This window comes from Streptomyces pilosus, assembly GCF_014649835.1.
Lineage (GTDB): Bacteria > Actinomycetota > Actinomycetes > Streptomycetales > Streptomycetaceae > Streptomyces > Streptomyces pilosus.
On sequence record NZ_BMTU01000001.1, the window covers coordinates 1,136,383 to 1,158,408 of the forward strand.

Annotated in this window: 20 protein-coding genes and 2 tRNA genes; 12 read left to right on the plus strand and 10 right to left on the minus strand. The window is 71.9% G+C overall.

Annotation, left to right across the window (positions count from 1 at the left end):
• Positions 1 to 4: 4 nt before the first annotated feature.
• On the minus strand, positions 5 to 736 hold the full coding sequence (locus IE118_RS05070; protein WP_189556001.1) for a maleate cis-trans isomerase family protein: 732 nt from the start codon (positions 734 to 736) through the stop codon (positions 5 to 7).
• A gap of 273 nt (positions 737 to 1,009) precedes the next feature.
• Here IE118_RS05070 and IE118_RS05075 point away from each other — a divergent pair, with 273 nt between their 5' ends.
• The 7 genes from IE118_RS05075 to IE118_RS05105 all read left to right on the plus strand — a co-directional run bounded on the left by IE118_RS05075 (position 1,010) and on the right by IE118_RS05105 (position 6,487).
• Positions 1,010 to 1,957, plus strand: coding sequence for a D-2-hydroxyacid dehydrogenase (locus IE118_RS05075; protein ID WP_189556091.1), 948 nt, complete (start codon positions 1,010 to 1,012; stop codon positions 1,955 to 1,957).
• 277 nt (positions 1,958 to 2,234) lie between these two features.
• Positions 2,235 to 3,164 (plus strand): ectoine/hydroxyectoine ABC transporter substrate-binding protein EhuB, encoded by a 930-nt coding sequence (ehuB, locus tag IE118_RS05080; RefSeq protein WP_189556002.1) that lies wholly within the window; start codon positions 2,235 to 2,237, stop codon positions 3,162 to 3,164.
• Positions 3,161 to 3,874, plus strand: a complete 714-nt coding sequence (gene ehuC / locus IE118_RS05085; RefSeq protein WP_189556003.1) for an ectoine/hydroxyectoine ABC transporter permease subunit EhuC — start codon at positions 3,161 to 3,163, stop codon at positions 3,872 to 3,874. The genes ehuB and ehuC overlap by 4 nt, the downstream gene beginning before the upstream one ends.
• Positions 3,874 to 4,524: an ectoine/hydroxyectoine ABC transporter permease subunit EhuD gene (gene ehuD, locus IE118_RS05090; RefSeq protein WP_189556004.1), complete on the plus strand. Its 651-nt coding sequence runs from the start codon at positions 3,874 to 3,876 to the stop codon at positions 4,522 to 4,524. Before ehuC ends, ehuD begins: the two co-directional genes overlap by 1 nt.
• Positions 4,514 to 5,299, plus strand: coding sequence for an ectoine/hydroxyectoine ABC transporter ATP-binding protein EhuA (gene ehuA, locus IE118_RS05095; RefSeq protein WP_189556005.1), 786 nt, complete (start codon positions 4,514 to 4,516; stop codon positions 5,297 to 5,299). The genes ehuD and ehuA overlap by 11 nt, the downstream gene beginning before the upstream one ends.
• Before the next feature lie 235 nt (positions 5,300 to 5,534).
• Complete coding sequence (locus IE118_RS05100; RefSeq protein ID WP_189556006.1) at positions 5,535 to 6,293, plus strand: IclR family transcriptional regulator; 759 nt, start codon at positions 5,535 to 5,537, stop codon at positions 6,291 to 6,293.
• Between the two features lie 120 nt (positions 6,294 to 6,413).
• Positions 6,414 to 6,487: transfer RNA gene (locus IE118_RS05105), tRNA-Lys, on the plus strand.
• 53 nt (positions 6,488 to 6,540) lie between these two features.
• Here the strand turns inward: IE118_RS05105 and IE118_RS05110 are convergent.
• The 3 genes from IE118_RS05110 to IE118_RS05120 form a co-directional block, all read right to left on the minus strand.
• A complete protein-coding gene (locus IE118_RS05110; protein WP_189556007.1) occupies positions 6,541 to 7,146 on the minus strand; it encodes a lytic polysaccharide monooxygenase auxiliary activity family 9 protein in 606 nt (201 codons plus the stop codon).
• Between the two features lie 124 nt (positions 7,147 to 7,270).
• The gene (locus IE118_RS05115; protein ID WP_189556008.1) at positions 7,271 to 8,416 is read right to left on the minus strand and encodes an SPFH domain-containing protein; all 1,146 of its coding nucleotides are present in this window, start codon (positions 8,414 to 8,416) and stop codon (positions 7,271 to 7,273) included.
• A gap of 105 nt (positions 8,417 to 8,521) precedes the next feature.
• A complete protein-coding gene (locus IE118_RS05120) occupies positions 8,522 to 9,298 on the minus strand; it encodes a peptidoglycan-binding protein (RefSeq protein ID WP_189556009.1) in 777 nt (258 codons plus the stop codon).
• Positions 9,299 to 9,493: 195 nt separating this feature from the next.
• Between IE118_RS05120 and IE118_RS05125 the strand changes: the two genes are divergently transcribed.
• The 3 genes from IE118_RS05125 to glxA all read left to right on the plus strand — a co-directional run bounded on the left by IE118_RS05125 (position 9,494) and on the right by glxA (position 14,007).
• Positions 9,494 to 9,567 (plus strand) — tRNA-Lys (locus IE118_RS05125).
• A 460-nt stretch (positions 9,568 to 10,027) separates the two neighbouring features.
• Positions 10,028 to 12,070 carry a glycosyltransferase family 2 protein gene (locus IE118_RS05130; protein ID WP_189556010.1) on the plus strand — a complete coding sequence of 681 codons (2,043 nt, stop codon included), beginning with the start codon at positions 10,028 to 10,030 and terminating at the stop codon, positions 12,068 to 12,070.
• The gene (glxA, locus tag IE118_RS05135; protein WP_189556011.1) at positions 12,067 to 14,007 is read left to right on the plus strand and encodes a radical copper oxidase GlxA; all 1,941 of its coding nucleotides are present in this window, start codon (positions 12,067 to 12,069) and stop codon (positions 14,005 to 14,007) included. Before IE118_RS05130 ends, glxA begins: the two co-directional genes overlap by 4 nt.
• Positions 14,008 to 14,085: 78 nt before the next feature.
• On the opposite strand, the gene IE118_RS05140 is transcribed toward glxA, so the two are convergent.
• From IE118_RS05140 to IE118_RS05155, 4 genes are all read right to left on the minus strand, one after another.
• Positions 14,086 to 15,123, minus strand: a complete 1,038-nt coding sequence (locus IE118_RS05140) for a glycoside hydrolase family 6 protein (protein WP_189556012.1) — start codon at positions 15,121 to 15,123, stop codon at positions 14,086 to 14,088.
• Positions 15,124 to 15,463: 340 nt separating this feature from the next.
• Complete coding sequence (locus IE118_RS05145; protein ID WP_189556013.1) at positions 15,464 to 16,090, minus strand: class F sortase; 627 nt, start codon at positions 16,088 to 16,090, stop codon at positions 15,464 to 15,466.
• Positions 16,091 to 16,181: 91 nt separating this feature from the next.
• Positions 16,182 to 16,961, minus strand: a complete 780-nt coding sequence (locus IE118_RS05150; protein WP_189556092.1) for an HAD-IIA family hydrolase — start codon at positions 16,959 to 16,961, stop codon at positions 16,182 to 16,184.
• Positions 16,962 to 17,394: 433 nt separating this feature from the next.
• Entirely contained in the window at positions 17,395 to 18,507 is a 1,113-nt protein-coding gene (locus tag IE118_RS05155; RefSeq protein WP_189556014.1) for an ROK family transcriptional regulator, read from the minus strand.
• Between the two features lie 56 nt (positions 18,508 to 18,563).
• On the opposite strand from IE118_RS05155, the gene IE118_RS05160 reads away from it, so the two are divergent.
• Both IE118_RS05160 and IE118_RS05165 read left to right on the plus strand, forming a co-directional pair.
• The gene (locus tag IE118_RS05160) at positions 18,564 to 19,631 is read left to right on the plus strand and encodes a Gfo/Idh/MocA family protein (protein WP_189556015.1); all 1,068 of its coding nucleotides are present in this window, start codon (positions 18,564 to 18,566) and stop codon (positions 19,629 to 19,631) included.
• Positions 19,628 to 20,116 carry a heme-degrading domain-containing protein gene (locus IE118_RS05165; RefSeq protein ID WP_189556016.1) on the plus strand — a complete coding sequence of 163 codons (489 nt, stop codon included), beginning with the start codon at positions 19,628 to 19,630 and terminating at the stop codon, positions 20,114 to 20,116. The genes IE118_RS05160 and IE118_RS05165 overlap by 4 nt, the downstream gene beginning before the upstream one ends.
• A gap of 101 nt (positions 20,117 to 20,217) precedes the next feature.
• On the opposite strand, the gene IE118_RS05170 is transcribed toward IE118_RS05165, so the two are convergent.
• Positions 20,218 to 21,075 (minus strand): fumarylacetoacetate hydrolase family protein, encoded by an 858-nt coding sequence (locus IE118_RS05170; RefSeq protein WP_189556017.1) that lies wholly within the window; start codon positions 21,073 to 21,075, stop codon positions 20,218 to 20,220.
• 173 nt (positions 21,076 to 21,248) lie between these two features.
• Positions 21,249 to 21,968, minus strand: coding sequence for a YidC/Oxa1 family membrane protein insertase (locus tag IE118_RS05175; RefSeq protein WP_189556018.1), 720 nt, complete (start codon positions 21,966 to 21,968; stop codon positions 21,249 to 21,251).
• Between the last annotated feature and the right edge of the window lie 58 nt (positions 21,969 to 22,026).

Sequence of the window (22,026 nt, forward strand, 5' to 3'; positions counted from 1 at the left end):
GCGGTCAGACCTGGACGATCGGCTCCCGGGTGAACAGCGCGCCCAGTTCCGGGGCGTTCACCCGGCGGTCCGCCAGGCGCAGGCACTCCCAGACGGTGACCTGGTTGGCGGTGAGGACCGGCTTGCCCAGCTCCTTCTCCAGGGCGGGGATGTGGGCGACGGTGTGCAGGGCCGTGTCGGGCAGGAGCACCGCGTCGGCGTCGGGGGTGTCGGCCGCGCGGGCCAGCGCGAACAGCTCCTCCTCGCCCCAGGCGCCGACCTCGGCGTCCGTGACCGCCCCGGAGCCGCGCACGCCGGTGACCTCGGCGCCGCCGGCCCGCAGGAACTCGGCGAAGAGCGCCGCCACGTCGTCCGGGTAGGTGGCGCCGACGGCGACCCGCCGCGCCTCGATCTCCCGCAGCGCGTGCACGAAGGCGAAGGAGGTGGAGGAGGCGGGCATGCCGGCCGCCAGGGCGAGGCTGCGCACCTGCTCGTGGGCCCCGTCCCAGCCGTGCACGAAGCTGCCGCTGGTGCAGGCCCACACCACCGCGTCCGCGCCGGACAGGCGGAGCTGCTGGAGGCCCGCCGCCAGACGTTCGGGCGCGCCCATCTGGAGGAGCGCGTCCACCCGGCGCGCGTCCTCGCCGGTGTCGGTGTGCACCAGGTCCACCCGGACGTCGCTGCCCAGCAACTGCTCGATGCGCGGATAGTCGTCCTCTGCGGAGTGGCCCGGATAGAGGAATCCCAGTGCGGTCATGTCCAGCCTTCCTGCTGCTTCTCTTCCGGCACGTCCGGCGGTACCGGACCGGATGCCCGGACCGGACGCCCGGCCCGGCGGTACGGTCCCGGAGCGCGCCGACGCGTCGATCAGCGCCTGATACGGTCCCACCGCTCGGGTACCCCATCGGCGCAGCGCCGCCCATGTGGTCACCTGGTTGGCCGAGATGACCCGTATGCGCCGTTCCGCCTCCGGCCGGCCACCGGCGGCCGTCGGGGAGCCACCGTGCCGGAGAACCTGGAGGCGAAGCCCGTGACCGTCCCCACGCTGCTCGTCCTGGACGCCGATCCGCTCCCCCGCCTCGGCAGGCTCACCGGCCGGGTCAGGGTCGAGCACGCGGACGCCTCGACGCTCGCCGGGCGGCTGCCTGCCGCGGACGTGCTGCTGGTGTGGGACTTCGCCTCCGACGCGGTGCGCAGGGCGTGGCCCGGTGAGGGTCCCCGGCCGCGCTGGGTGCACACGGCGAGCGCGGGCGTGGACCATCTGCTCTGTCCGGAACTCGTCGCGTCCGACACCGTCGTCACCAACGCCCGCGGGATCTTCGACCGGCCGATCGCCGAGTACGTCGCGGCCCTCGTCCTCGCCTTCGCCAAGGACCTGCCGCGGACCCTGGAGCTCCAGCGGGAGCGGGCCTGGCGGCACCGGGAGACGCGCCGGGTCGCGGGGACCCGCGCCGTGGTGGTCGGCTCGGGCCCGATCGGCCGGGCGATCGCCGGCACGCTCGGCGCGCTGGGGGTGCGGACCGCGCTGGTCGGGCGGACCGCGCGGTCCGCAGTGCACGGCCCCGAGGACCTGGACCGGCTGATGGCCGGCGCGGACTGGGTGATCGCGGCCGCTCCGCTGACTGGGAGGACGCCGGGCATGTTCGACACCCGCAGGTTCGGGATGATGCAGCCGTCCGCGTACTTCCTCAACGTCGGCCGGGGGCAGCTGGTCGTGGAGGAGGCGTTGGCCCGGGCGCTGCGCGGACGGTGGATCGCGGGCGCCGCGCTGGACGTCTTCGCGGCCGAGCCGCTCACCCCCGACAGCCCGCTCTGGGAGCTGCCGGGGCTGGTCGTCTCCCCGCACATGAGCGGGGACACCGTCGGCTGGCGGGACGAACTCGGCGCCCAGTTCGTGGAGTTGTACGAGCGGTGGGCGGCGGGCCTGCCGCTGGTGAACGTGGTCGACAAGCAGCGCGGGTACGTACCGGGCCACTGACGTCCCGGTCGTGGCCGCACGGGCCCATCCGGCGTGGCGGACGTCACCACCGGCTGGGGAGCGCGTTCCGGACGGCCGCGCGGGTGACCGGGGCCCGGTCGTCCCGCGGCCCGGCCGTGCGGGTGACGCCGGGTGTGACCGGCCGGGTCTTCGGTGTACCGGCCGGCCGTCCCCCTCGTGGCGGTCCCGGACGGCCCGCCGGCCGAGGGCGCCGGGCCGGGACACCGGACCGAAAAAGATCGGCATAACCGCAGTGGCTTCGGGTAGCTGCGCGCCCATGGCTCCACCACACAGAACCCCTCCGAGGGGCACAACCCACCGAAGGTTCCGGACCGGCGGGCCCACACGCCGGTCGCTGCTCGCGGGGGTGGCGGCGCTCGGCGCCCTGGGGGCCGCGGGCTGCTCGCGGGTGGCCACCGCCTCCGACGTGCGGGGCGGTGATCTCCTCGACCGGCTGCGGGCGCAGGGCGTGGCCCGGCTCGGCATCGCGGGCGAGATCCCCTTCGGGTACATCGACAGGAACGGTGAGCTGACCGGTGAGGCCCCGGAGCTCGCGAAGGTCATCTTCAAGCGGCTCGGAGTGGACCGGGTGCAGCCGGTGCCGACGGAGTTCGGCTCCCTCATCCCGGGGCTGGCGTCACAGCAGTTCGACGTGGTGGCGGCCGGGATGTACATCAACCCCGAGCGCTGCGAGCAGGTCATCTTCTCCGACCCCGACTACCAGATGCTCGACGCCTTCATCGTGCGCAAGGGCAACCCCCTCGGGCTGCGCGACTACAAGGACGTCGTGGAGAAGAAGGCCAAGTTCGCGACCGGTACCGGCTACGCCGAGATCGGCTACGCGGTGGAGGCCGGGTTCGAGGAGAGCGACATCCTGATCGTGCCCGACCAGGTGGCCGGCCTGAACGCCGTGGAGGCCGGGCGCGTGGACGTCTTCGCGGGCACGGCGCTGACCGTCCGCGAGGTGGTCAAGAAGTCCTCGAAGACCGAGGCGACGGAGGCGTTCCAGCCCCTCGTCGACGGCAAGCCGCACACCGACGGCGGCGGTTTCGCCTTCCGCCCGAACGAGACCAACCTGCGGGACGCCTTCAACGCCGAGTTGCACAAGCTCAAGAAGAGCGGCGAACTGCTGCGCATCCTCAAGCCCTTCGGTTTCACCGAGGACGAGATGACCGATCTGACCGCGAAGGAGTTGTGCGGCGGATGACATCCGGACTGTGGGCCCTGGTACTCGACGGCGTCTGGGTCACGCTCCAGCTCCTCTTCTTCAGCGCGCTGCTGGCGACGGCCGTCTCCTTCGTGGTCGGTGTCGCGCGCACCCACCGCCTGTGGATCGTCCGCTTCCTCGCGGGCTTCTACACCGAGGTGTTCCGCGGCACCTCCGCGCTGGTGATGATCTTCTGGGTGTTCTTCGTGCTGCCGCCGGCCTTCGGCTGGCAGCTCGTGCCGATGTGGGCGGGCACCCTGGCGCTGGGCCTGACGTACGGGGCGTACGGCTCCGAGATCGTGCGCGGCGCGCTCGGCGCGGTCGACCCCGCGCAGAAGGAGGGCGGCATCGCGCTCAGCTTCACGCCCTGGCAGCGGATGCGGCTGATCCTGCTGCCGCAGGCGGTGCCGGAGATGATCCCGCCGTTCTCCAACCTGCTGATCGAACTGCTGAAGGGCACCGCCCTGGTGTCGATCATGGGCATGGGTGACCTGGCGTTCAGCGGCAACCTGGTGCGCCTGGCGCTGCAGGAGAGCGCGGAGATCTACACGTACGTCCTGCTGATCTACTTCGTGATCGCGTTCCTGCTGACGCGGGTGATGCGCGGGCTGGAGAGGAAGCTGAAGACGGGCGTGGGGAAGGCACCGGTGCGCGAGCCCGACACGGAGCTGAAGCGGCCCGAGACGAGCAACGTGGGGGGTGCCGCCTGATGGAGTGGGACTGGAGCGCGGTCTCCGACTTCATGCCGCACTTCTGGGACGGTCTGCTGGTCACCCTGCAGATCCTCGTCCTCGGGTCGCTGCTGTCGTTCGTCCTCGGCCTGGTGTGGGCGCTGCTGATGCGGGTGCCGTCGCGCTGGGTCACCTGGCCCGTCGGCGCGGTCACGGAGTTCGTCCGCAACACCCCGCTGCTCGTGCAGCTGTTCTTCCTCTTCTACGTGCTGCCCGAGTGGAACGTGACGTTCTCGGCACTGACCACCGGTGTGGTCGCCATCGGGCTGCACTACTCGACGTACACGATGCAGGTCTACCGGGCCGGTATCGAGGCGGTGCCGGTCGGCCAGTGGGAGGCCGCGACGGCGCTCAACCTGCCGGTGCGGCGGACCTGGACGGCCGTGGTGCTGCCGCAGGCGATCCGCCGGGTGATCCCCGCCCTCGGCAACTACGTGATCTCCATGCTGAAGGACACGCCGCTGCTGATGGCGATCACGGTGCTGGAGATGCTCGGCGAGGCGCGTCTGTTCTCGCAGCAGAACTTCCAGTTCACCGAGCCCCTGACGGTGATCGGCGTGGCCTTCGTCATCGTCTCCTACCTGGCCTCCCTTGCCCTGCGAGCCCTGGAGCGACGCCTTGCCCACTGACACCCTCCCCAATCCCGAGAAGAGCCCCGGGCGCAGCACCGGCGAGCTGATACGCCTGGAGCAGGTCACCAAGCGGTTCGGGGACAACACCGTCCTCGACCACCTGGACTTCTCCGTCGACGCCGGCAAGCACGTCACCCTGATCGGCCCCTCGGGGTCGGGCAAGACGACGATCCTGCGCCTGCTGATGACGCTGCTCAAGCCCGACGAGGGCACGATCACCGTGGACGGGCGGAAGCTGTTCCCGGCGACCGAGAAGGAGCGGCGGGAGGTGCGCAAGCAGATCGGGATGGTGTTCCAGCAGTTCAACCTGTTCCCGAACATGAGCGTGCTGCGCAACATCACCGAGGCGCCGGTCACCGTGCTCGGCATGTCGAAGGACGAGGCGGTGGAACGCGCCAAGGGCCTGCTGGACATGGTGGGGCTGGCCGACAAGTGCGACGCCCGCCCGGCCCAGCTCTCCGGCGGCCAGCAGCAGCGCGTGGCGATCGCGCGGGCGCTGGCGATGCGGCCGAAGGTGCTCCTCCTCGACGAGGTGACCTCGGCGCTGGACCCGGAGCTGGTCGCGGGCGTCCTGGACCTGCTGCGGGAGATCGCCCGCACCACCGACATCACCATGCTCTGCGTGACCCACGAGATGAACTTCGCCCGGGACATCTCCGACCAGGTGCTGATGTTCGACGCGGGCCGGGTGATCGAGACGGGCCCGCCGGAGAAGATCTTCAACGAGCCGGAGAACGACCGGACGCGGGAATTTCTCAGCGCGGTCCTGTAGTCGGGGACCGCCGGGCGGGCAACGTCCGAGGTCCACGCCCCGGATCATCCCTCTGACATATGCCAGAGGGTCGGCACCGCAGTTCGGAGGGCCGCGATCTCGTCAACACCCGCTTCCCGGCAGCCGCTTGACGGCTATCGTGGAGGGGATTGGCTGACCGGATCGCGGCCCTCGGCCGTGGCCGGGCAGACGGGGACATGACGAAGGGACCCACCAGCGAGCGCAGGGGGAAACCGTGGCGCTGAGGCAGGAGCCGAGCGCGTCGTACCACCCGGTCCAGGACGCGCTGCGCGTCCTGGAGACCGTGGCGCGACGCGGCACAGGAGTCAACGACACCGAACTCGCCCGCGAGACCGGCATCCCCGCGGAGCGGCTGACCACGCTGCTGCGGATGCTGCGCCGCGAGGCCTACGTCGAGCAGATCGCCGACGGGGCGTACGTCACCGGGACGGCCTTCGGCCGCCTCGGTTCCGCCGAGGGGCACGACCAGGCGCTGCGCGACCAGCTCCAGCACACCCTGGACCGGATCCGCGACTCGGTGGGCGCCGCCGTCTACATGACCCGGTACGTCGACGGCGAGGTGGAGGTCACCCAGTACGCCGACGGTCCGGCCACCCCGAAGGTCAACGAGTGGGTGGACTTCCGCTCCTGCGCGCACGCCACCGCGATGGGCAAGAGCCTGCTCACCCAGCTCGACCACGACGGCCGGCGCGACCACCTCGCCCGGCACCGGATGGCCCGGCTCACCTCGCGCACCATCACCAGCGACCGGCTGCTGCTGTCCCGGCTCGCCTCGCAGCCGCCCACGGTGCCGGTCCTGGACCTCCAGGAGTACGCGGTGGGCACGGTCTGCGCGGCCGTCCCGATCACGGCCGGTTCCTCGGTGGGCTGCCTGGCGCTGTCCCTCCCGGTCGAGCACGCCCACCGGCTGCGCCGGGCCGCCGACACCCTCAACCGCAACGCGGCCCCGGTGCTGCTCTCACTGGCGATCTGAGGCCTGTCCGGCGGATCATGCCGGGCAGGCCCTGGCCCCCGGGAGGGTGGTCGGAACCACCCCCCGGGACCGGGTATTATTTTTGTGTCGCCGGACGCGGAAGCGGACGGCGGGAGTCATGCGCCGCTAGCTCAGTTGGTTAGAGCAGCTGACTCTTAATCAGCGGGTCCGGGGTTCGAGTCCCTGGCGGCGCACCTGAAAGGGCCTCTCGTGGGAGCGAGAGGCCCTTCGACGTGCTCGGGCAGGATCAGAACGTGACGTCGGAGCAGGCGTAGAACGCGTTGCCCGTGTCATGGACCGTCCACACCGCGAGGATCACGTGGTGGCCACTGAGCCCGGACGGCAGACGGCCGCTGTGCGACAGGGTCTGCGGCGGGCGCTGACCGTTGTAGGGCACCGTCAGGAACGGTGTGAGGTTGAGGTCGGACCGGGCCAGGTTGTGGTTCTGGTTCCAGCCCGGCTTGGTGACGTAGTACTTGAAGTCGGTGGTGGCGTGCATGGCCGTGAACTGCCACCGGAAGGTGTAGTTCTGCCCGCCCGACACCCGGGTGGTGGGCCAGGCCCCGCCGGACGGGGTCCGCGGGCTGTCGAGCTGGGCGAACGGCGTGTTGCCGCCCGAGCAGATCCGCCCGTCGGCGGGCCCGGAGCCGGGGAAGCCCTTCGGCCCCTCGACGCTCTGCGGCTCCCACTGGATGGATCCGCAGTTGGTGACCGTGCCGTTCTGGCAGAGCTTCTGCCTGCTGATCGGCAGGTCGGTGTAGCCGTGGCTGCTGGCACCGCCGGAGGAGAACACGAGCGCTCCGGTCGTGGCCAGTCCCACCGCGGCTGCGTACAGCTTGGTCCGTGTGCGCATGCTGCCGCTCCTGGAGAACGTGGGGGAGTTTCGGTGAGCCGTGCGAGTAGGTCTAGACCAAGTTCAGATTATGGGCGCCGATTGAACATGTCCATACCAATCGCGGGCCGGGTTCTCCCTCCGTTCACGGCCCCGTCTCCCCCCGGCCCGCGCAGAACGCCACCGTCAGGTCCTTCACCAATACCTTGCGTTCCTGGTCGTCGAGCTCCACCAGCCCCCGCATCGTCAGCCGGGTCACCGTGTCCTCCACCGAATCCACGACCGAGCTGAGCACACGCGCCCGGTGCTGGGCGTCCAGCGCGGCGATCCGGCGCCGGTGCATCGCGGCGGCCACCTCCGGCACGTACTCCACCCGCACCGGCCGCACCGCGAGCACCTCCACCCCCACCGGCCCGGTGTCCGCCGCCACCAGCCGGGTCAGCGCGGCCCGCGTCGCCTCCACCTCCCCGCGCCCCGCCCCCGGCGCCGCCACCGGGACGCGCAGCAGTGCCGCCTCCACGCACTCGCGCAGGTAGCGCTCGTGGTCCTCGACGCCCAGCGTGGCCCGCGCGGTGTCCCGCACCCGCCACACCACCTGCACCGCCACCCGCAGCCCGACCCCGCCCCGGTCGGCCGCCGGCACCCCGTCGCCGCGCCAGTGCCGCAGCCGTACGTCCACCCGGCGGCGCAGCAGCAGCGGGTTGACCCACATCAGGCCGGTCCGCCGCACCGTCCCCCGGTAGCGGCCGAACAGACCGAGCACCCAGGCCCGCCCGGTACTCCCGCGGGCCAGCCCGCCGAACCCGAACAGCCCGAGTGTCCCGGCACCCGCGAACGCCGCCCACTGGGCGGGGCCGGGCCCGGCCGCACCGGCCCGCGCCACGATGCCGAGCGCCTCCGCGGCGAACGCCGGCACCGCGCCCGCCCACCAGGCGGTGGCCGCGCACCCCGCCGTCCCGCAGAGCCCGGCCAGCACCCCCACGGCACCGGGCAGCACCCGGGCCGGCCGCTCCACCAGCCCGGGATCGACCTGGGCGACGGCCTGCCGGGACCGCTCCCCCTTGTCCCGCCCCGCGCCCGGCCGGTGCGCGGCGACCGCGGGCCGCACCCGCACCGGGCCGGGCCCGGAATCCTCCCGATCTCCCCGGTCGTCACGGAACAGCAGGTGAAAGGGGATCTCGGTGGTGGACTCGGTGTGGATGAGCCGGACCGGCCGGGCGGCCGGCGCACCGTCCGGCGGCTGCCCGGGTTCGGGGACGTGCTCGGGGATGTGGGACGTGGTCGTGGTCATGCGTGCCTGCCTCCAGCCTCCGCGCCAGATGCGTCACCTTCGGGGGACCCGGACGCCGGGCGGTGCCCGGCCCCCGGAGGAACTGCGTACGGCAGGGGGACGCCGTCAGGAGAACAGCCGCCGCCAGGTCTCCGGGCCCGGGTGGCCGTCCGCCGCGCCGCCGCGCCAGCCCTGCGCCCGCTGGAACGCCCGCACCCCGCGGCGGTCCGCCTCGCCCCAGCGCGGCCCCGGCCCGCCGGTGCCGTACCGGCCGAACCCCTTCGCCACCAGCCGCCTGCCCAGCCGGGTGACGTGTTCGTTCTCCGCACCGGGACGGAACGCCGCCCGTCCCGGATAGCCCGGCACGAGGGGTCCGCGCGCCCCGCCCGCGGCGGAAGCGGAACCTCCGGAAAGGCCGTCCCGGCCCGCTCCGAAGAGCGGCCGCTCCCGGGCGGGCGGACCCGGCGGCCCGCCCGCGACGGCACCCGGCGACCCCGGCCCCTCCTGGAGCACCCGGGCCGCCGTGCGGTCCTCCGCCGTCCGGCCCCGGCCCGGCGGCGAGGCGCGGACCGGCCCGGCACCGCCGCGCACGAGCATCCGGCCGAATTCCGTGAGGGAGGCGGTGCCGGCTCCGGGACCGAAACCGGCCATCGCGTGCGGCACCTTCCGCGCGGCCCACCGCCGGGCCCGTCCGACGAGGTCCACGCGGGTGACCGCGGGCTCCCACCCGCCCCGGCGCCCCGGTTCGCCTGCGAAGACGTCCGGCCGGGCGGTGCGGTGCGGCGCCGGCTGTCCCGGGCGGCGGCCGAAGGGGGAATGCGGCAGCGCCCGCGGCTCGTGCGCACAGCCCGGACAGTCGCGGTCACCGGCCGGATCGAACGTCCCGAACACCGGAGACCCCATGCGATTCCCCTCACACTCCCGGCCGATTCCTCCACGTCTGCGCACGACGGCCAGTCTCGCAACGGTCCCGCGCACCCGCACCGTCGGCGGTCCGAATGACGTAAGGGCCCGGGTGACCCCGCAGGCCGCGGGCGCCCGGCGGGCCGGGTGGTCCGGGGCAGCCTCCGGGGTCCTGTAGAGTTACGCCGTCAGCGCGCGCCGCTAGCTCAGTTGGTTAGAGCAGCTGACTCTTAATCAGCGGGTCCGGGGTTCGAGTCCCTGGCGGCGCACCGACAGGACGGGCTCCTCGTGCAGACGGGGAGCCCGTCGGTTTTGGCCGGTTCTCCCCTCGCGTCCGTTGAGCGGAACCCTCACGCCCCACGTATGGAACAGCGGCCCCACCGCTCGCCCGGGCGTCACAATGGTCGCGTATGCCCGGTGTACACCGTGTTTCGCATCTTGCGATCATGATGGACACCGTAGACCCTGGTCTCTTCAAGAAGCTGCGGATTCGCGGCTGTTGGGGGGCAAGGGAACCGGTTGCCGGCGGAGCGGGGCGAGGGGCCCCGCTCGGCGGGTGATGCCGAGGGGGGCATCATGCAACCGGAAGAGCGCTGTGCCGTGTCTATAAGGTGTGGGTGACGTGGTGACAGCGGTCAACCACTGACACGTACGTGAAGGTCGAGGGGGACCGGCACGGACGTAAGGAAGCGACGAAACACGCGCGGAGCGCGTGTGGGGGGATGACTCATGACGTCGACGCCGACGGGCGCCCGGAAGGACAACGACCCGTCTGAGACCACCCAGCTCAGGGTGCCTGCGCACAGGACAGGAAACACGGGCACGTTCCGCCGGATCAAGAAGACGCTGCCGAGATACGACTACGAGCACTACAGCCGGCTCGCGGGTCCCCTCACCCAGCCCGATCCGAACAAGCCGTACAAGGTCCAGTACCGCTCGCTGATCGGCCAGGAGCCGCACCGCATCCGCATCGCGCTGATGCTGGCCGCGGCCCCGGTGCTGTCGCTGGTGCTGCTGGTGTGGCTGCTCCAGCCCGCGCACTGGACCGAGCGGGACTACGTGGAGTTCGAGTGGCTGCCGGCCCTCGACATCGTCATGCTCGTCTCGATCGGTCTGATCGAGTTCTTCCGCTGCATGAACGTGCTGTCGAACGCGCACGCGACCCTGGTCGCCCGCGACCCGATCCCGGTGGTGCCCGAGACCGGCACCCGCGTGGCCTTCCTCACCTCGTTCGTGCCCGGCAAGGAGCCGATCGAGATGGTGACGAAGACCCTGGAGGCGGCCGTCAAGATCCGCCACCGGGGCACCATGCACGTGTGGCTGCTCGACGAGGGCGACGACCCCGAGGTGAAAGAGGTCTGCGCCCGGCTCGGCGTGCGCCACTTCTCCCGCAAGGGCGTCGCGAAGTGGAACCAGAAGAAGGGCGCCCACCGCGCCAAGACCAAGCACGGCAACTACAACGCCTGGCTGGACGCGCACGGCGACGACTACGAGTACTTCGCCTCGGTCGACACCGACCACATCCCGCTGCCGAACTACCTGGAGCGGATGCTGGGCTTCTTCCGCGACCCGGACGTCGGCTTCGTCATCGGCCCGCAGGTCTACGGCAACTACGACAACTTCGTCACCAAGGCCGCCGAGTCCCAGCAGTTCCTCTTCCACGCGCTGATCCAGCGCGCCGGCAACCGCTACGGCTCGCCGATGTTCGTGGGCACCTCCAACGCGGTGCGCATCAAGGCGCTGAAGCAGATCGGCGGTCTGTACGACTCGATCACCGAGGACATGGCGACCGGCTTCGAGATGCACCGCCACAAGAACCCGGCGACGGGGAAGAAGTGGCGCTCGGTCTACACCCCGGACGTGCTCGCCGTCGGTGAGGGCCCCAACGCCTGGACCGACTTCTTCACCCAGCAGATGCGCTGGTCGCGCGGTACGTACGAGACGATCATCGGGCAGTACTGGAAGGGCTTCTACTCGCTCCCGCCGAGCAAGCTCTTCAACTACACGATGATGATCATCTTCTACCCGATGTCGGCCCTCAACTGGATCCTCGCGGCGATCAGCTGCGCGCTGTTCCTGGGCCTGGGCGCCTCGGGTGTGAACATCGACCCCACCATCTGGCTGATGCTGTACGGCAACGCCTCGGCGCTGCAGATCGGCCTCTACGTCTGGAACCGCCGCCACAACGTCTCGCCGCACGAGCCGGAGGGCTCCGGCGGTGTGGCCGGCATGGTGATGTCCGCGCTGTCGGCACCGCTCTACGCGAAGGCACTGATCGACTCGGTCCTGCGCAAGAAGAGCAAGTTCGTGGTCACCCCCAAGGGCGACTCGGCCAGCCCGGACACCTGGTTCGGAACCTTCCGGTACCACTGGTACTTCATCCTGATCTTCGCCGGCTCCATCACCGCGGGCTTCGTCTACGGGCACTCGCACCCGGCGATGGTCATCTGGGCGACGTTCGCCCTGCTCATCACCGCCGCGCCGATGTTCGCCTGGCGCCACGGCATGCGGCAGGACCGGAAGAAGCCCGGTGCCCACGCGGGGGGACGGCAGCCGGACGCCGACGAGGCGCCCCGGACGCAGGAGCTGCCGCAGGCGCAGCAGCCTCACGCCCCGCACCAGCCGCAGACCCGGCCCAGCTGGGCCGGCTCGCACGGCGCACCGGGTGGATCAGGGGGCCCCGAAGGGCCGGGAGGGCCCGGGGGCGGCAACCCCGGAAACGACCAGACCATGCAAATCGCCCTTGGTGGACTTGGGGGACGTAAGGAATGACTGACCGTGCAGGCCGCCGTCGCGCCCGTCGGATCGCGATAGGCACGGCGGTGGTACTAGCGCTGGCCGGGATGAACGGACCGTGGCTGTACCGCTTCGGCACCGAGAAATACCACCAGTACAAGATCAACCAGCCCGAGTACAAGGCCGCGAACGGCAAGTGGGAGATCGTCGAGTTTCCCGAGGAGTACCGGCAGAACACCATTCACGCGGCGCTGCTGCGCACCGGCAAGGTGCTGCTCGTCGCCGGCTCGGGCAACAACCAGGACAACTTCGACGCGAAGCGGTACGACACCCGGATCTGGGACCCGGTCAAGGGGACCATCAAGAAGGTGCCGACGCCCGCCGACCTGTTCTGCACCGGCCACACCCAGCTGGCCAACGGCAACCTGCTCATCGCGGGCGGCACGAAGCGGTACGAGAAGCTCAAGGGTGACGTGAAGAAGGCGGGCGGCCTGATGGTCGTCCACAACGAGAACCCGGACAAGCCGATCACCCTGCCGGCGGGGACCAGGTTCGTCGGCAAGGAGAACGGCAAGACCTTCGTCTCGAAGGACCCCGTGCTCGTCCCGCGCGCGACGAAGAACTTCGACAAGGAGACCGGCGAGTTCCTGGGCAACACCCCGGGCTACGGCCGTACCTACGTCGAGGCGCAGAAGAACGGCAACAAGTACGCCACCGGCACGCAGGACAACTACACCGTGCAGGGGCTGTCCGGCGAGGACGCGCAGAACACGTACGGCATCGCCGAGAAGCTCGCGCTGGACAAGAAGGACTTCCAGGGCATCGACGACGCCTTCGAGTTCGACCCGATCGCCGAGAAGTACATCAAGGTCGACCCGATGAAGGAGTCGCGCTGGTACCCGACGCTCACCACTCTGAGCGACGGCAAGATCCTCAGCGTCTCCGGCCTCGACGACATCGGCCAGCTGGTCCCGGGCAAGAACGAGGTCTACGACCCCGAGACCAAGAAGTGGACCTACACCGACAAGGTCCGCCAGTTCCCGACGTACCCGGCGCTGTTCCTGATGCAGAACGGCAAGGTGTTCTACTCGGGTTCGAACGCGGGTTACGGACCGGACGACGTGGGCCGCGACCCGGGCGTCTGGGACGTGGAGACCAACAAGTTCGAGAAGGTCCCGGGGCTGAGCGACCCGAACATGCTGGAGACCTCCGGCACCGTGCTGCTGCCGCCCGCGCAGGACGAGAAGTACATGGTGATCGGCGGCGGCGGGGTCGGCGAGTCCCGGCTGGCCAGCGAGAAGACCCGGATCGTCGACCTGAAGGCCGACGACCCGAAGTTCGTCGACGGTCCCTCGATGGACAAGGGCACCCGGTACCCGCAGGCCTCGATCCTGCCCAACGACGACGTGCTGATCTCCGGCGGCTCGGAGGACTACCGCGGCCGCAGCGACTCGAACATCCTCGAGGCGCGGATCTACGACACGGAGAAGAACGAGATGAAGCGGGTCGCCGACCCGCTGGTGGGCCGCAACTACCACTCCGGTTCCATCCTGCTGCCCGACGGCCGCCTGATGTTCTTCGGCTCCGACTCGCTCTACGCCGACAAGGCCAACACCAAGCCGGGCGAGTTCGAGCAGCGCGTCGAGATCTACACCCCGCCGTACCTGTACGGCGAGGAGTCCCAGCCCGAGCTGAAGGACGGTCCGGAGACCATCAAGCGGGGCAAGTCCGGCACGTTCACCTCGAAGGACGCCGCGTCGGTCAAGAGCGTCCGGCTGATCCGGCCGAGCGCCTCGACCCATGTGACCGACGTGGACCAGCGGTCGATCGAGCTGGACTTCACGACCGACGGCGACAAGATCACCGTGACGGTTCCGAAGAACCGGAACCTGGTCCAGGCGGGCTGGTACATGCTCTTCGTCAACACCGGCGACGGCACGCCCAGCAAGGCGCAGTGGGTGCAGGTCCCCTAGGGGGTGTCCGACACCCCTGGCGCCGCGCACACGTCAGTGCCCCGCACCCCGGAGGGGGTGCGGGGCACTCCGCGTCGTTCAGGAGCTCCTGGCCAGTTCCAGGGCGTAGTCCGCCCACCACTGGCCGGCCTTGGGACCGCCCTTGCACTCGCCGTCCGACTCGCCGGGCCGCTTCACCCACAGGTAGGCGTCGACCAGCGGGTCCGCCGTGTCCACCGTCGGGGTCTCGCCGAGGGCGCGGCCGGGCGGGTTGCACCAGCGTTCCTTCGGGTCGCCCTCGGTGTAGGGGCCGTTGCCGTTGCGGCTGGTGTCGATGACGAACGGCTTGCCGCCCACCTTGGCGGAGAGCTGCTTGCCGTAGGCGATGGAGTCCTCGGTGGTGTAGAAGTTCGACACGTTCACCGAGAAGCCGTCGGCCCGGTCGATGCCGGCCCGCTTCAGCGGGTCGAAGATCTGGTCGGGGTTGCCCCAGCCGGCGTTGCCCGCGTCGAGGTACACCTTGGTGTTCTTCAGGCCCTTGAGCTTGTCGATGGCGCCACCGAGCAGGTCGTAGCGCTCCTCGTGGTACTGCTGGGGGGTGCAGCCGTCCACCAGGTGCAGCACCGCGTCGGGCTCGAGTATCACCGTCGCCGGACGGTCCCCGATGCCGCGGGCCACGGCGTCGACGAAGTCCCGGTAGGCGTCGCCGTCGGCGGCGCCGCCCCGTGAGTACTGGTCGCAGTCGCGGTGCGGGATGTTGTAGAGGACCAGCAGCGCGGTGCGGTCGGCCTTCTCGGCGCCCTCGGTGTACGCGCGGGCCTGCTCCTCGGGCTTCTCCGGGCTGATCCACTCGCCGACGGGCTGCTCGGCTATCTTGCGGATCTGTTCGGCCTCCGCCTTCTTGCCGTCGCCCCGGAGCTCGGCGACCTTGCGGGCCGACAGGCCGTCGGGGTTGACCCAGAAGGGGTCGGTCTCCTTCGGCTGCTGCGTGACGACCGCGCCGGCCGCCTCGCCCCGGTCGTCGCCGTCACCGTCTCCGTCGCCGGAGGAACACCCCGTGACCAGCAGCGCCGCCCCCAGCACCGCTGCCGACGCCCGCCTCCCGGCGAACGCCCCGACCCCCCTGCTGCCGTACATCCAACCCCCCTTGGGTGCACTTGTTCCATGTATGCCGAGCCCCAATCCTGACATACGTCCCGCGGCACCCACGAAGGCCGTGCCCGCCTTGTCCGCGAGCTGTTACAGCGGGGCGTACGGGTGGGCCCTCCCCCGCCCCTGCGACGCCGGGAACGGCCGTACACCAGCGGCGATCACGGAAGGTCACCGTCAGGGAACCCGGCGTCGATCACTCGCCGGCTCGTCGTCCCGGGCGGGTGCTCGTCGTCCCGGGCGGGTGCTCGTCGTCCCGGGCGGGTGCTCGTCGTCCCGGGCGGGTGCTCGTCGTCCCGGGCGGGTGCTCGTCGTCCCGGGCGGGTGCTCAACGGCGGGCCGGATGCGCGAGGACGACGACGGGGCTCGCGCAGCCGCCGTCGGTGCGGCCGCCGGCGGTCGCGGCGCAGACGATCAGCCGCAGCCCGTCGTGCCGCTCCGCGGCCACCCGCCGGACGTCGTCGCTCCCGCTGCGGACCTCGCCGACGGTGTACCCGACGGCTGCGCCGTCCGCGCGGACCACCCGTACCTCCTGGCCGACGGTGATCCGGCCGCCGGCGCCGGCCGGGCCCGCCAGCAGGGCGAGGCCCGCGGTCCCCGGGGCCGTGCCGTCCGCGTACCAGGCGACCGCGCCCGCCCGCCCGGCCGGCCGCGGGACGCCCCGCGCGTCGAACGCGCCGGCTACCACGGGTGCCCGCAGGCCGAGGCCGGGGACGTCCAGCCGTCGCGGCACCGCGGCGGCCCCGCGGTCCGGCCGCCCCGCCGCCGCCATGTCTCCCGTGGCGGGACCGGCCGTACTCCCGGCGGGCAGGCCGTGCGGTCCTCCGCCGCCCCACAGCCACAGCCCGAGCAGCAGCACCAGCCAGACCACTCCGGCGAACAGCCGCCCCGTACCGGAGGGAAGCCGGTCCCGGCCCTCCCCGTGCGCACGGAGCGTGTCACCAACCGAACCCATCGTGAAACCTCCAGACACCTGGAGGCTCCCCCGCGGGACCCGGACGCGCATTCCCGCACCCGTGATGTCTGCTCCGAACGGGTGAACGCCGTCAGATCAGGTCGACGAGGTCCGCGATGGAGTCGACGACCTTCGACGGCCGGTACGGGAAGTTCTCCACCTGCTCGGGCCGGGTCAGACCGGTGAGCACCAGGAACGTCTGCATCCCGGCCTCCATGCCGGCCAGGACGTCGGTGTCCATCCGGTCGCCGATCATCGCGCTGCTCTCGGAGTGGGCCCCGATGGTGTTCAGCCCGGTGCGCATCATCAGCGGGTTCGGCTTGCCCGCGAAGTACGGCTGCTTGCCGGTGGCCTTGGTGATGAGCGCCGCCACCGCCCCGGTCGCCGGGAGCGGGCCCTCGGCGGACGGGCCGGTCTCGTCGGGGTTGGTGCAGATGAAGCGGGCGCCGTCGTTGATGAGCCGGACCGCCTTCGTCATCGCCTCGAAGGAGTACGTCCGCGTCTCCCCCAGCACCACGTAGTCGGGCTCGTGGTCGGTGAGGACGTAGCCGATGTCGTGCAGCGCGGTGGTGAGCCCGGCCTCGCCGATGACGTACGCCGACCCGCCCGGACGCTGGTCGTCCAGGAACTGTGCGGTGGCGAGCGCCGAGGTCCAGATGTTCTCGATCGGGACGTCCAGCCCCATGCGGCGCAGCCGGGCGTGCAGGTCGCGCCCCGTGTAGATGGAGTTGTTGGTGAGGACCAGGAAGGGCCGGCCGGACTCGCGCAGTTTCTTGATGAACGCGTCGGCGCCGGGGATCGGTATGCCCTCGTGGATCAGCACCCCGTCCATGTCGGTGAGCCACGATTCGATCGGCTTGCGGTCTGCCATCTGCGGGTTCTCCTGCCGTACGCGGTCCTGCCGTGCGCTCCAGCCTAAACAGACGGAGATCACGAGGGAATGACCACCGTGCGTCCCGGCCCCGACGCGCACGCCACGAGCCGTCCTCGTCCACTCCCCTCCCCCACCGATGCCGGACCGCGCGACGCGCCCCTCCCCCATCGCCCCGGGCCGGTCCTGCTCGGCCCGCAGGGCCGTCGCCGTCCGCCCCCCGGCGGCCCGGCCGGCGGGCCACAGCGCTCCCAGCACGGCGATGACCGGGCCGCCCAGTCCCAGCACGAGCGCGACCGGCCCGCCGTACACACGGAGGGGACGGACCCGGGCAGCCGCAGCCCGGCGCTCTCACCCATCGCGGGAACGACGAGGCCACGCAGGGCCACCTGCCCGCACCGGGCCGCACGCCCCCCACCCGCAGCCGCAGGCCCTACGCATCACCCCGCCCGAACACCGGGGCCAGCACCAACTGCGCCGCCCCCTCCGCCACCCCGAACGCACCGCCGGAGGCGAGCCGCACCGGCACCGCCGTGTCCCCCGTCCGCTCCGCGCGGGCGTCCAGCACCGCCTGCACGCCCCGCACGAACGCCTCCGCGTCCGCCTCCACGGTGCGCCCGCCCAGCAGCACCCGGTCGATGTCCAGCAGCCCCACCAGATTCGCCGCCCCCGCCCCCAGCACGCGCGCCGCCTCCCCCACCTCACCGCGCGCCACCGCCCCGAGGCACAGCGCCTCCACGCATCCCCGGTCACCGCACCCGCACGGCGGTCCGTCGAGCTGCACCACCTGGTGCCCGAACTCCCCCGCCGCCGTGCGCGGCCCGCGGTGCACGCTCCCGCCGATCACCAGCCCCGCCCCCAGTCCCGTACCGAGGTGCAGGTAGGCGAAGGACCCGCCCTCGCCGCCGACCGCCAGTCCCAGCGCCGCCGCGTTGGTGTCCTTGTCGACGACGACCGGCACCCCCAGCCGTTCCGCCAGCGCGTCCCGCAGCGGGAAGCCGTCCCACTCGGGGAACCCGGTCACCCGGTGCAGCACGCCCCGCCGGTGGTCGAGCGGCCCGGGCAGCGCCACCCCGGCCCCCAGCAACGGCCGCACCCCGGCCCCGTCCGCGCGCAGCGCCTCCACGGCACCGGCCACCCCGGCCAGTACCGCCTCCGCCCCCGCGCCCAGGTCCAGCGGAGCCCGCCGCCGGGCCACCACCGCCCCGTCGAGGTCGGCCAGCACCACCCGCGTCTCGTCCCGGTCCAGGTGCACGCCCACCGCGTGTCCGGCCTCCGGCACCAGGCGCAGCACCGTGCGCGGCTTGCCGCCCGTGGACGCCCGGCGTCCGGCGTCCGCCGCGAGGCCCTCCTCCCGCAGCCGGGCCGTGATCTTGCTGACCGCCTGCGGGGTGAGGCCGGTCCGCTCGGCGAGTTCCAGCCGGCTGATGCCGTCCGCTCCGGCGGTGCGCAGCAGGTCCAGCACGAGCGCGGTGTTGTGACTGCGCAGGGCGAGCAGGTTCGCCCCCTGCTGGCCGCCGCCCCTGCCGTCGTTCGTCCTGTTCACCCGCCCATTCTCCCTCCCGCTTGCACTTTGGCAACAGCGTTGCGAAAGTAGGAGGCATGACTGGCACTCCCCTCCGCGTCGGCCTCGTCGGCTACGGCCTCGCGGGCTCCGTGTTCCACGCCCCGCTGATCGCCGCGACCGAGGGCCTCGCGCTCGACACGGTCGTCACCTCGAACCCCGAGCGGCAGCAGCAGGCGCGCGCCGCGTTCCCGGACGTACGCGTCGCCGCGACCCCGGACGAGCTGTTCGCCCGCGCCGGCGAAATCGACCTGATCGTCATCGCGTCCCCGAACAGGACGCACGTACCGCTCGCCAGGACCGCTCTCGAGGCCGGTCTGCCGGTCGTCGTCGACAAGCCGATCGCCGGCACGGCGGCCGAGGCGCGCGAGCTGGCGGCGCTCGCCGAGGAGCGGGGCCTGCTCCTGTCCGTCTTCCAGAACCGCCGCTGGGACAACGACTTCCTCACCCTGCGCAAGCTGATCGACGAGGGCGAACTCGGCGACGTGTACCGCTTCGAGTCCCGTTTCGAGCGGTGGCGTCCGCAGCTCAAGGGCGGCTGGCGGGAGTCCGGCGACCCGGCAGAGATCGGAGGTCTGCTCTACGACCTCGGCAGCCACGTCGTCGACCAGGCGCTGGTCCTCTTCGGCCCGGTGACCTCCGTCTACGCCGAGTCGGACGTCCGCCGCGACGGCGCGCGCACCGACGACGACACCTTCATCGCGCTCACGCACGCGAGCGGCGTCCGCTCCCACCTGTACGTCTCCGCGACGACGGCCCAGCTCGGCCCGCGCTTCCGCGCCCTCGGCTCGAAGTCCGGCTACGTCAAGCACGGCCTGGACCCCCAGGAGGCCGCCCTGCGCGACGGCCAGCGCCCCGGCACCGGCTGGGGCATGGAGCCCGAGGAGCTGTGGGGCCGCATCGGCGCCGGGGAGTCCCCGGTGACCGGCGGCGGACACCCCGTACCGACCCTCCCCGGCGACTACCCCGCCTACTACGCGGCCGTGGCGGAGGCCCTGCTGTCCGGCGGCCCCAATCCGGTGACCGCGCTGGAGGCGGCCGCGGCCCTCGACGTACTGGAGGCGGCCCGCCGCTCCGCTGACGAGAAGGTGACGGTGACCCTGTGACGACCCCGGACGCGACCCCGACCGTGGAGGAGCTGGAGGCGCAGGAACGCCGCCTGGTCTTCGAGCACTTCACCCACGACGACGCCTGGGCCCTCGGCTCCCTGCTGGTGGCGACGGCGCGCGAGCGCCGGGCCCCCGTCGCCATCGACATCCACCGCGCGGGCCAGCAGCTCTTCCACGCCGCCCTGCCCGGCTCCGCGCCCGACAACGACGCCTGGATCGCCCGCAAGCGCCGGGTCGTCGAGCGCTACGGCTCCGCCTCCTACCTGGTCGGCGCCCGTCACCGCGCCAAGGGCACGACGTTCGAGGCCTCCTCCCGACTGGACCCGGACACGTACGCGGCCCACGGCGGTTCGTTCCCCATCACCGTCCGGGGCGCGGGCGTCATCGGCGCGGTGACGGTCTCGGGCCTCCCCCAATTGGAGGACCACAACATGGTCGTGGAAGCCCTGGACCGCTTCCTGGCCGACGCTCAGGCCACCTAGGGGCGCGGGGAACTGCGCGAAGGGGGTCCGGGGGCGAAGCCCCCGAGGACGGGAAGGGAAGGGGCGGCGGGGGCGAAATCTCAACCCCGCCGCCCACCCCCCTACGCGTCCGCGAACACCTGCCGCTGCCGCCCCAGCCCCCCGATCTCCAGCTCCACCACGTCCCCCGCCCGCAGATACGGTTTCGGCTCCGGCCGCCCCATCGCCACCCCCGCCGGCGTCCCGGTGTTGATGACGTCACCGGGATACAGCGTCATGAAGTGACTGACGTACCGCACGACCTCCCCCACCGGGAAGATCTGCTCGGCCGTCGTGCCGTCCTGCTTCAGCTCGCCGTTCACCCACAGCCGCAGCGACAGGTCCTGCGGGTCGGCCACCTCGTCCGCCGTCACCAGCCACGGCCCCAGCGGATTGAACGTCTCGCAGTTCTTCCCCTTGTCCCAGGTCCCGCCCCGCTCGATCTGGAACTCCCGCTCGGACACGTCGTGCGCGACGGCGTACCCAGCGACGTGCGCGAGGCCGTCCTCCGCCGACTCCAGGTACCGCGCCGTACGCCCGATGACGACGGCCAGTTCGACCTCCCAGTCGGTCTTCACCGACCCGCGCGGCACCAGCACCGTGTCCTCGGGCCCGACGACCGTGTCCGCCGCCTTGAAGAAGATCACCGGCTCGGAAGGCGGTTCGGCCCCCGTCTCGCGGGCGTGGTCGTGGTAGTTCAGCCCGATGCACACGATCTTCCCGATCCGTGCCACCGGCGGCCCGATCCGCAGCCCCGCCTCGTCCAGCGCGAGCAGCTCACCGGTGCCGGCGGCGGCCCTGATCCGGCCGAGCGCCGCCTCGTCGGCGAGCAGCGCCCCGTCGATGTCGGCGACGAGGCCCGACAGGTCGCGCAGGGTGCCCTCGGCGTCGAGCAGCGCGGGCCGCTCCCGTCCCGGCGCGCCGACTCGCAGCAGCTTCATGATCACGTCTCCCTCGGTCGCGGGCCCGCCGACGGCGCCCGCCCGGTACACGGCGGGCCACAGTCATCGGAGGACTGATCGATCCTCCAAGCCCGCCGGGTCACTCCGCAAGACCCCGTTCACGTACTGGACCGCGGGGCCGCCCGCGTACCCCCTCACCGGCAGAGCCGCCCTCACCGGTAGAGCACGGACCGTTCCACCACGCTCCACGTGGTGCTCGTCACCATGTACAGGGCGGCGGCAAGCGGCAGGACGGCGACGGTGATCAGCGTGAAGAAGGACATGAACGGCATCACCTTGGTGACGGCCGCCAGTCCCGGCACCTGCTGCCCGTCGTCGGCGCCGGCCGTGAGGGCCCGGGCGGCGTCCGTCATCCGCCGGGACAACCGGTAGCCGAACCAGGCGACCACCGTGACGACCGCGAACAGCCCGAGGTACACCAGCCCGGCCCCGCCGAACACCCCGCCGCCCGCGAGCGCGTCCGCCCACCGTCCGCCGAGCGGCGCGTCGAACAGCCGGTGGCCGAGGAGCTCGTTGGGGCGTCCGCCGATCGTCTCGTTGGAGAACAGGTGGTACAGCAGGAAGAACGCGGGCAGCTGGAACAGGCTCGGCAGGCAGCCGGACAGCGGCGACACCTTCTCCCGCGTGTGCAGTTCCAGCACGGCCCGCTGCAGCTTCTCGGGGTCGCGCGCGTGCTTGCGGCGCAGTTCGGCGATGCGCGGCTGGAGCGCGGCCCGGGCCTTCTGGCCGCGTGCGGCGGCCCGGGAGAGGGGGTGGACGAGGAGGCGTACGAGCGCGGTGAACAGGACGATCGCGGCGGCCGCGGCGAAGGCGCCGAACAGCGGCTGGAGCAGGTCGGACAGGTGCTCGACCAGGCTGGCGAAGACGGACATGGGTGAGCCCTCCGGGGGTCTCGTCGTGCCGGAGGTCCCGGGCGTGCCGGGACGGATG

What these genes read in the sequence shown, in the direction of transcription:
- IE118_RS05150 (WP_189556092.1), bottom strand. Translation starts at nt 16,961, where the DNA reads ATGGCAGACCGCAAGCCGATCGAATCGTGGCTCACCGACATGGACGGG.
- IE118_RS05070 (WP_189556001.1), bottom strand. Translation starts at nt 736, where the DNA reads ATGACCGCACTGGGATTCCTCTATCCGGGCCACTCCGCAGAGGACGAC.
- IE118_RS05115 (WP_189556008.1), bottom strand. Translation starts at nt 8,416, where the DNA reads ATGACCACGACCACGTCCCACATCCCCGAGCACGTCCCCGAACCCGGG.
- IE118_RS05110 (WP_189556007.1), bottom strand. Translation starts at nt 7,146, where the DNA reads ATGCGCACACGGACCAAGCTGTACGCAGCCGCGGTGGGACTGGCCACG.
- IE118_RS05140 (WP_189556012.1), bottom strand. Translation starts at nt 15,123, where the DNA reads ATGTACGGCAGCAGGGGGGTCGGGGCGTTCGCCGGGAGGCGGGCGTCG.
- IE118_RS05120 (WP_189556009.1), bottom strand. Translation starts at nt 9,298, where the DNA reads ATGGGGTCTCCGGTGTTCGGGACGTTCGATCCGGCCGGTGACCGCGAC.
- glxA (WP_189556011.1), top strand. Translation starts at nt 12,067, where the DNA reads ATGACTGACCGTGCAGGCCGCCGTCGCGCCCGTCGGATCGCGATAGGC.
- ehuC (WP_189556003.1), top strand. Translation starts at nt 3,161, where the DNA reads ATGACATCCGGACTGTGGGCCCTGGTACTCGACGGCGTCTGGGTCACG.
- IE118_RS05175 (WP_189556018.1), bottom strand. Translation starts at nt 21,968, where the DNA reads ATGTCCGTCTTCGCCAGCCTGGTCGAGCACCTGTCCGACCTGCTCCAG.
- IE118_RS05170 (WP_189556017.1), bottom strand. Translation starts at nt 21,075, where the DNA reads ATGAAGCTGCTGCGAGTCGGCGCGCCGGGACGGGAGCGGCCCGCGCTG.
- ehuB (WP_189556002.1), top strand. Translation starts at nt 2,235, where the DNA reads ATGGCTCCACCACACAGAACCCCTCCGAGGGGCACAACCCACCGAAGG.
- IE118_RS05160 (WP_189556015.1), top strand. Translation starts at nt 18,564, where the DNA reads ATGACTGGCACTCCCCTCCGCGTCGGCCTCGTCGGCTACGGCCTCGCG.
- ehuD (WP_189556004.1), top strand. Translation starts at nt 3,874, where the DNA reads ATGGAGTGGGACTGGAGCGCGGTCTCCGACTTCATGCCGCACTTCTGG.
- IE118_RS05130 (WP_189556010.1), top strand. Translation starts at nt 10,028, where the DNA reads ATGACGTCGACGCCGACGGGCGCCCGGAAGGACAACGACCCGTCTGAG.
- IE118_RS05145 (WP_189556013.1), bottom strand. Translation starts at nt 16,090, where the DNA reads ATGGGTTCGGTTGGTGACACGCTCCGTGCGCACGGGGAGGGCCGGGAC.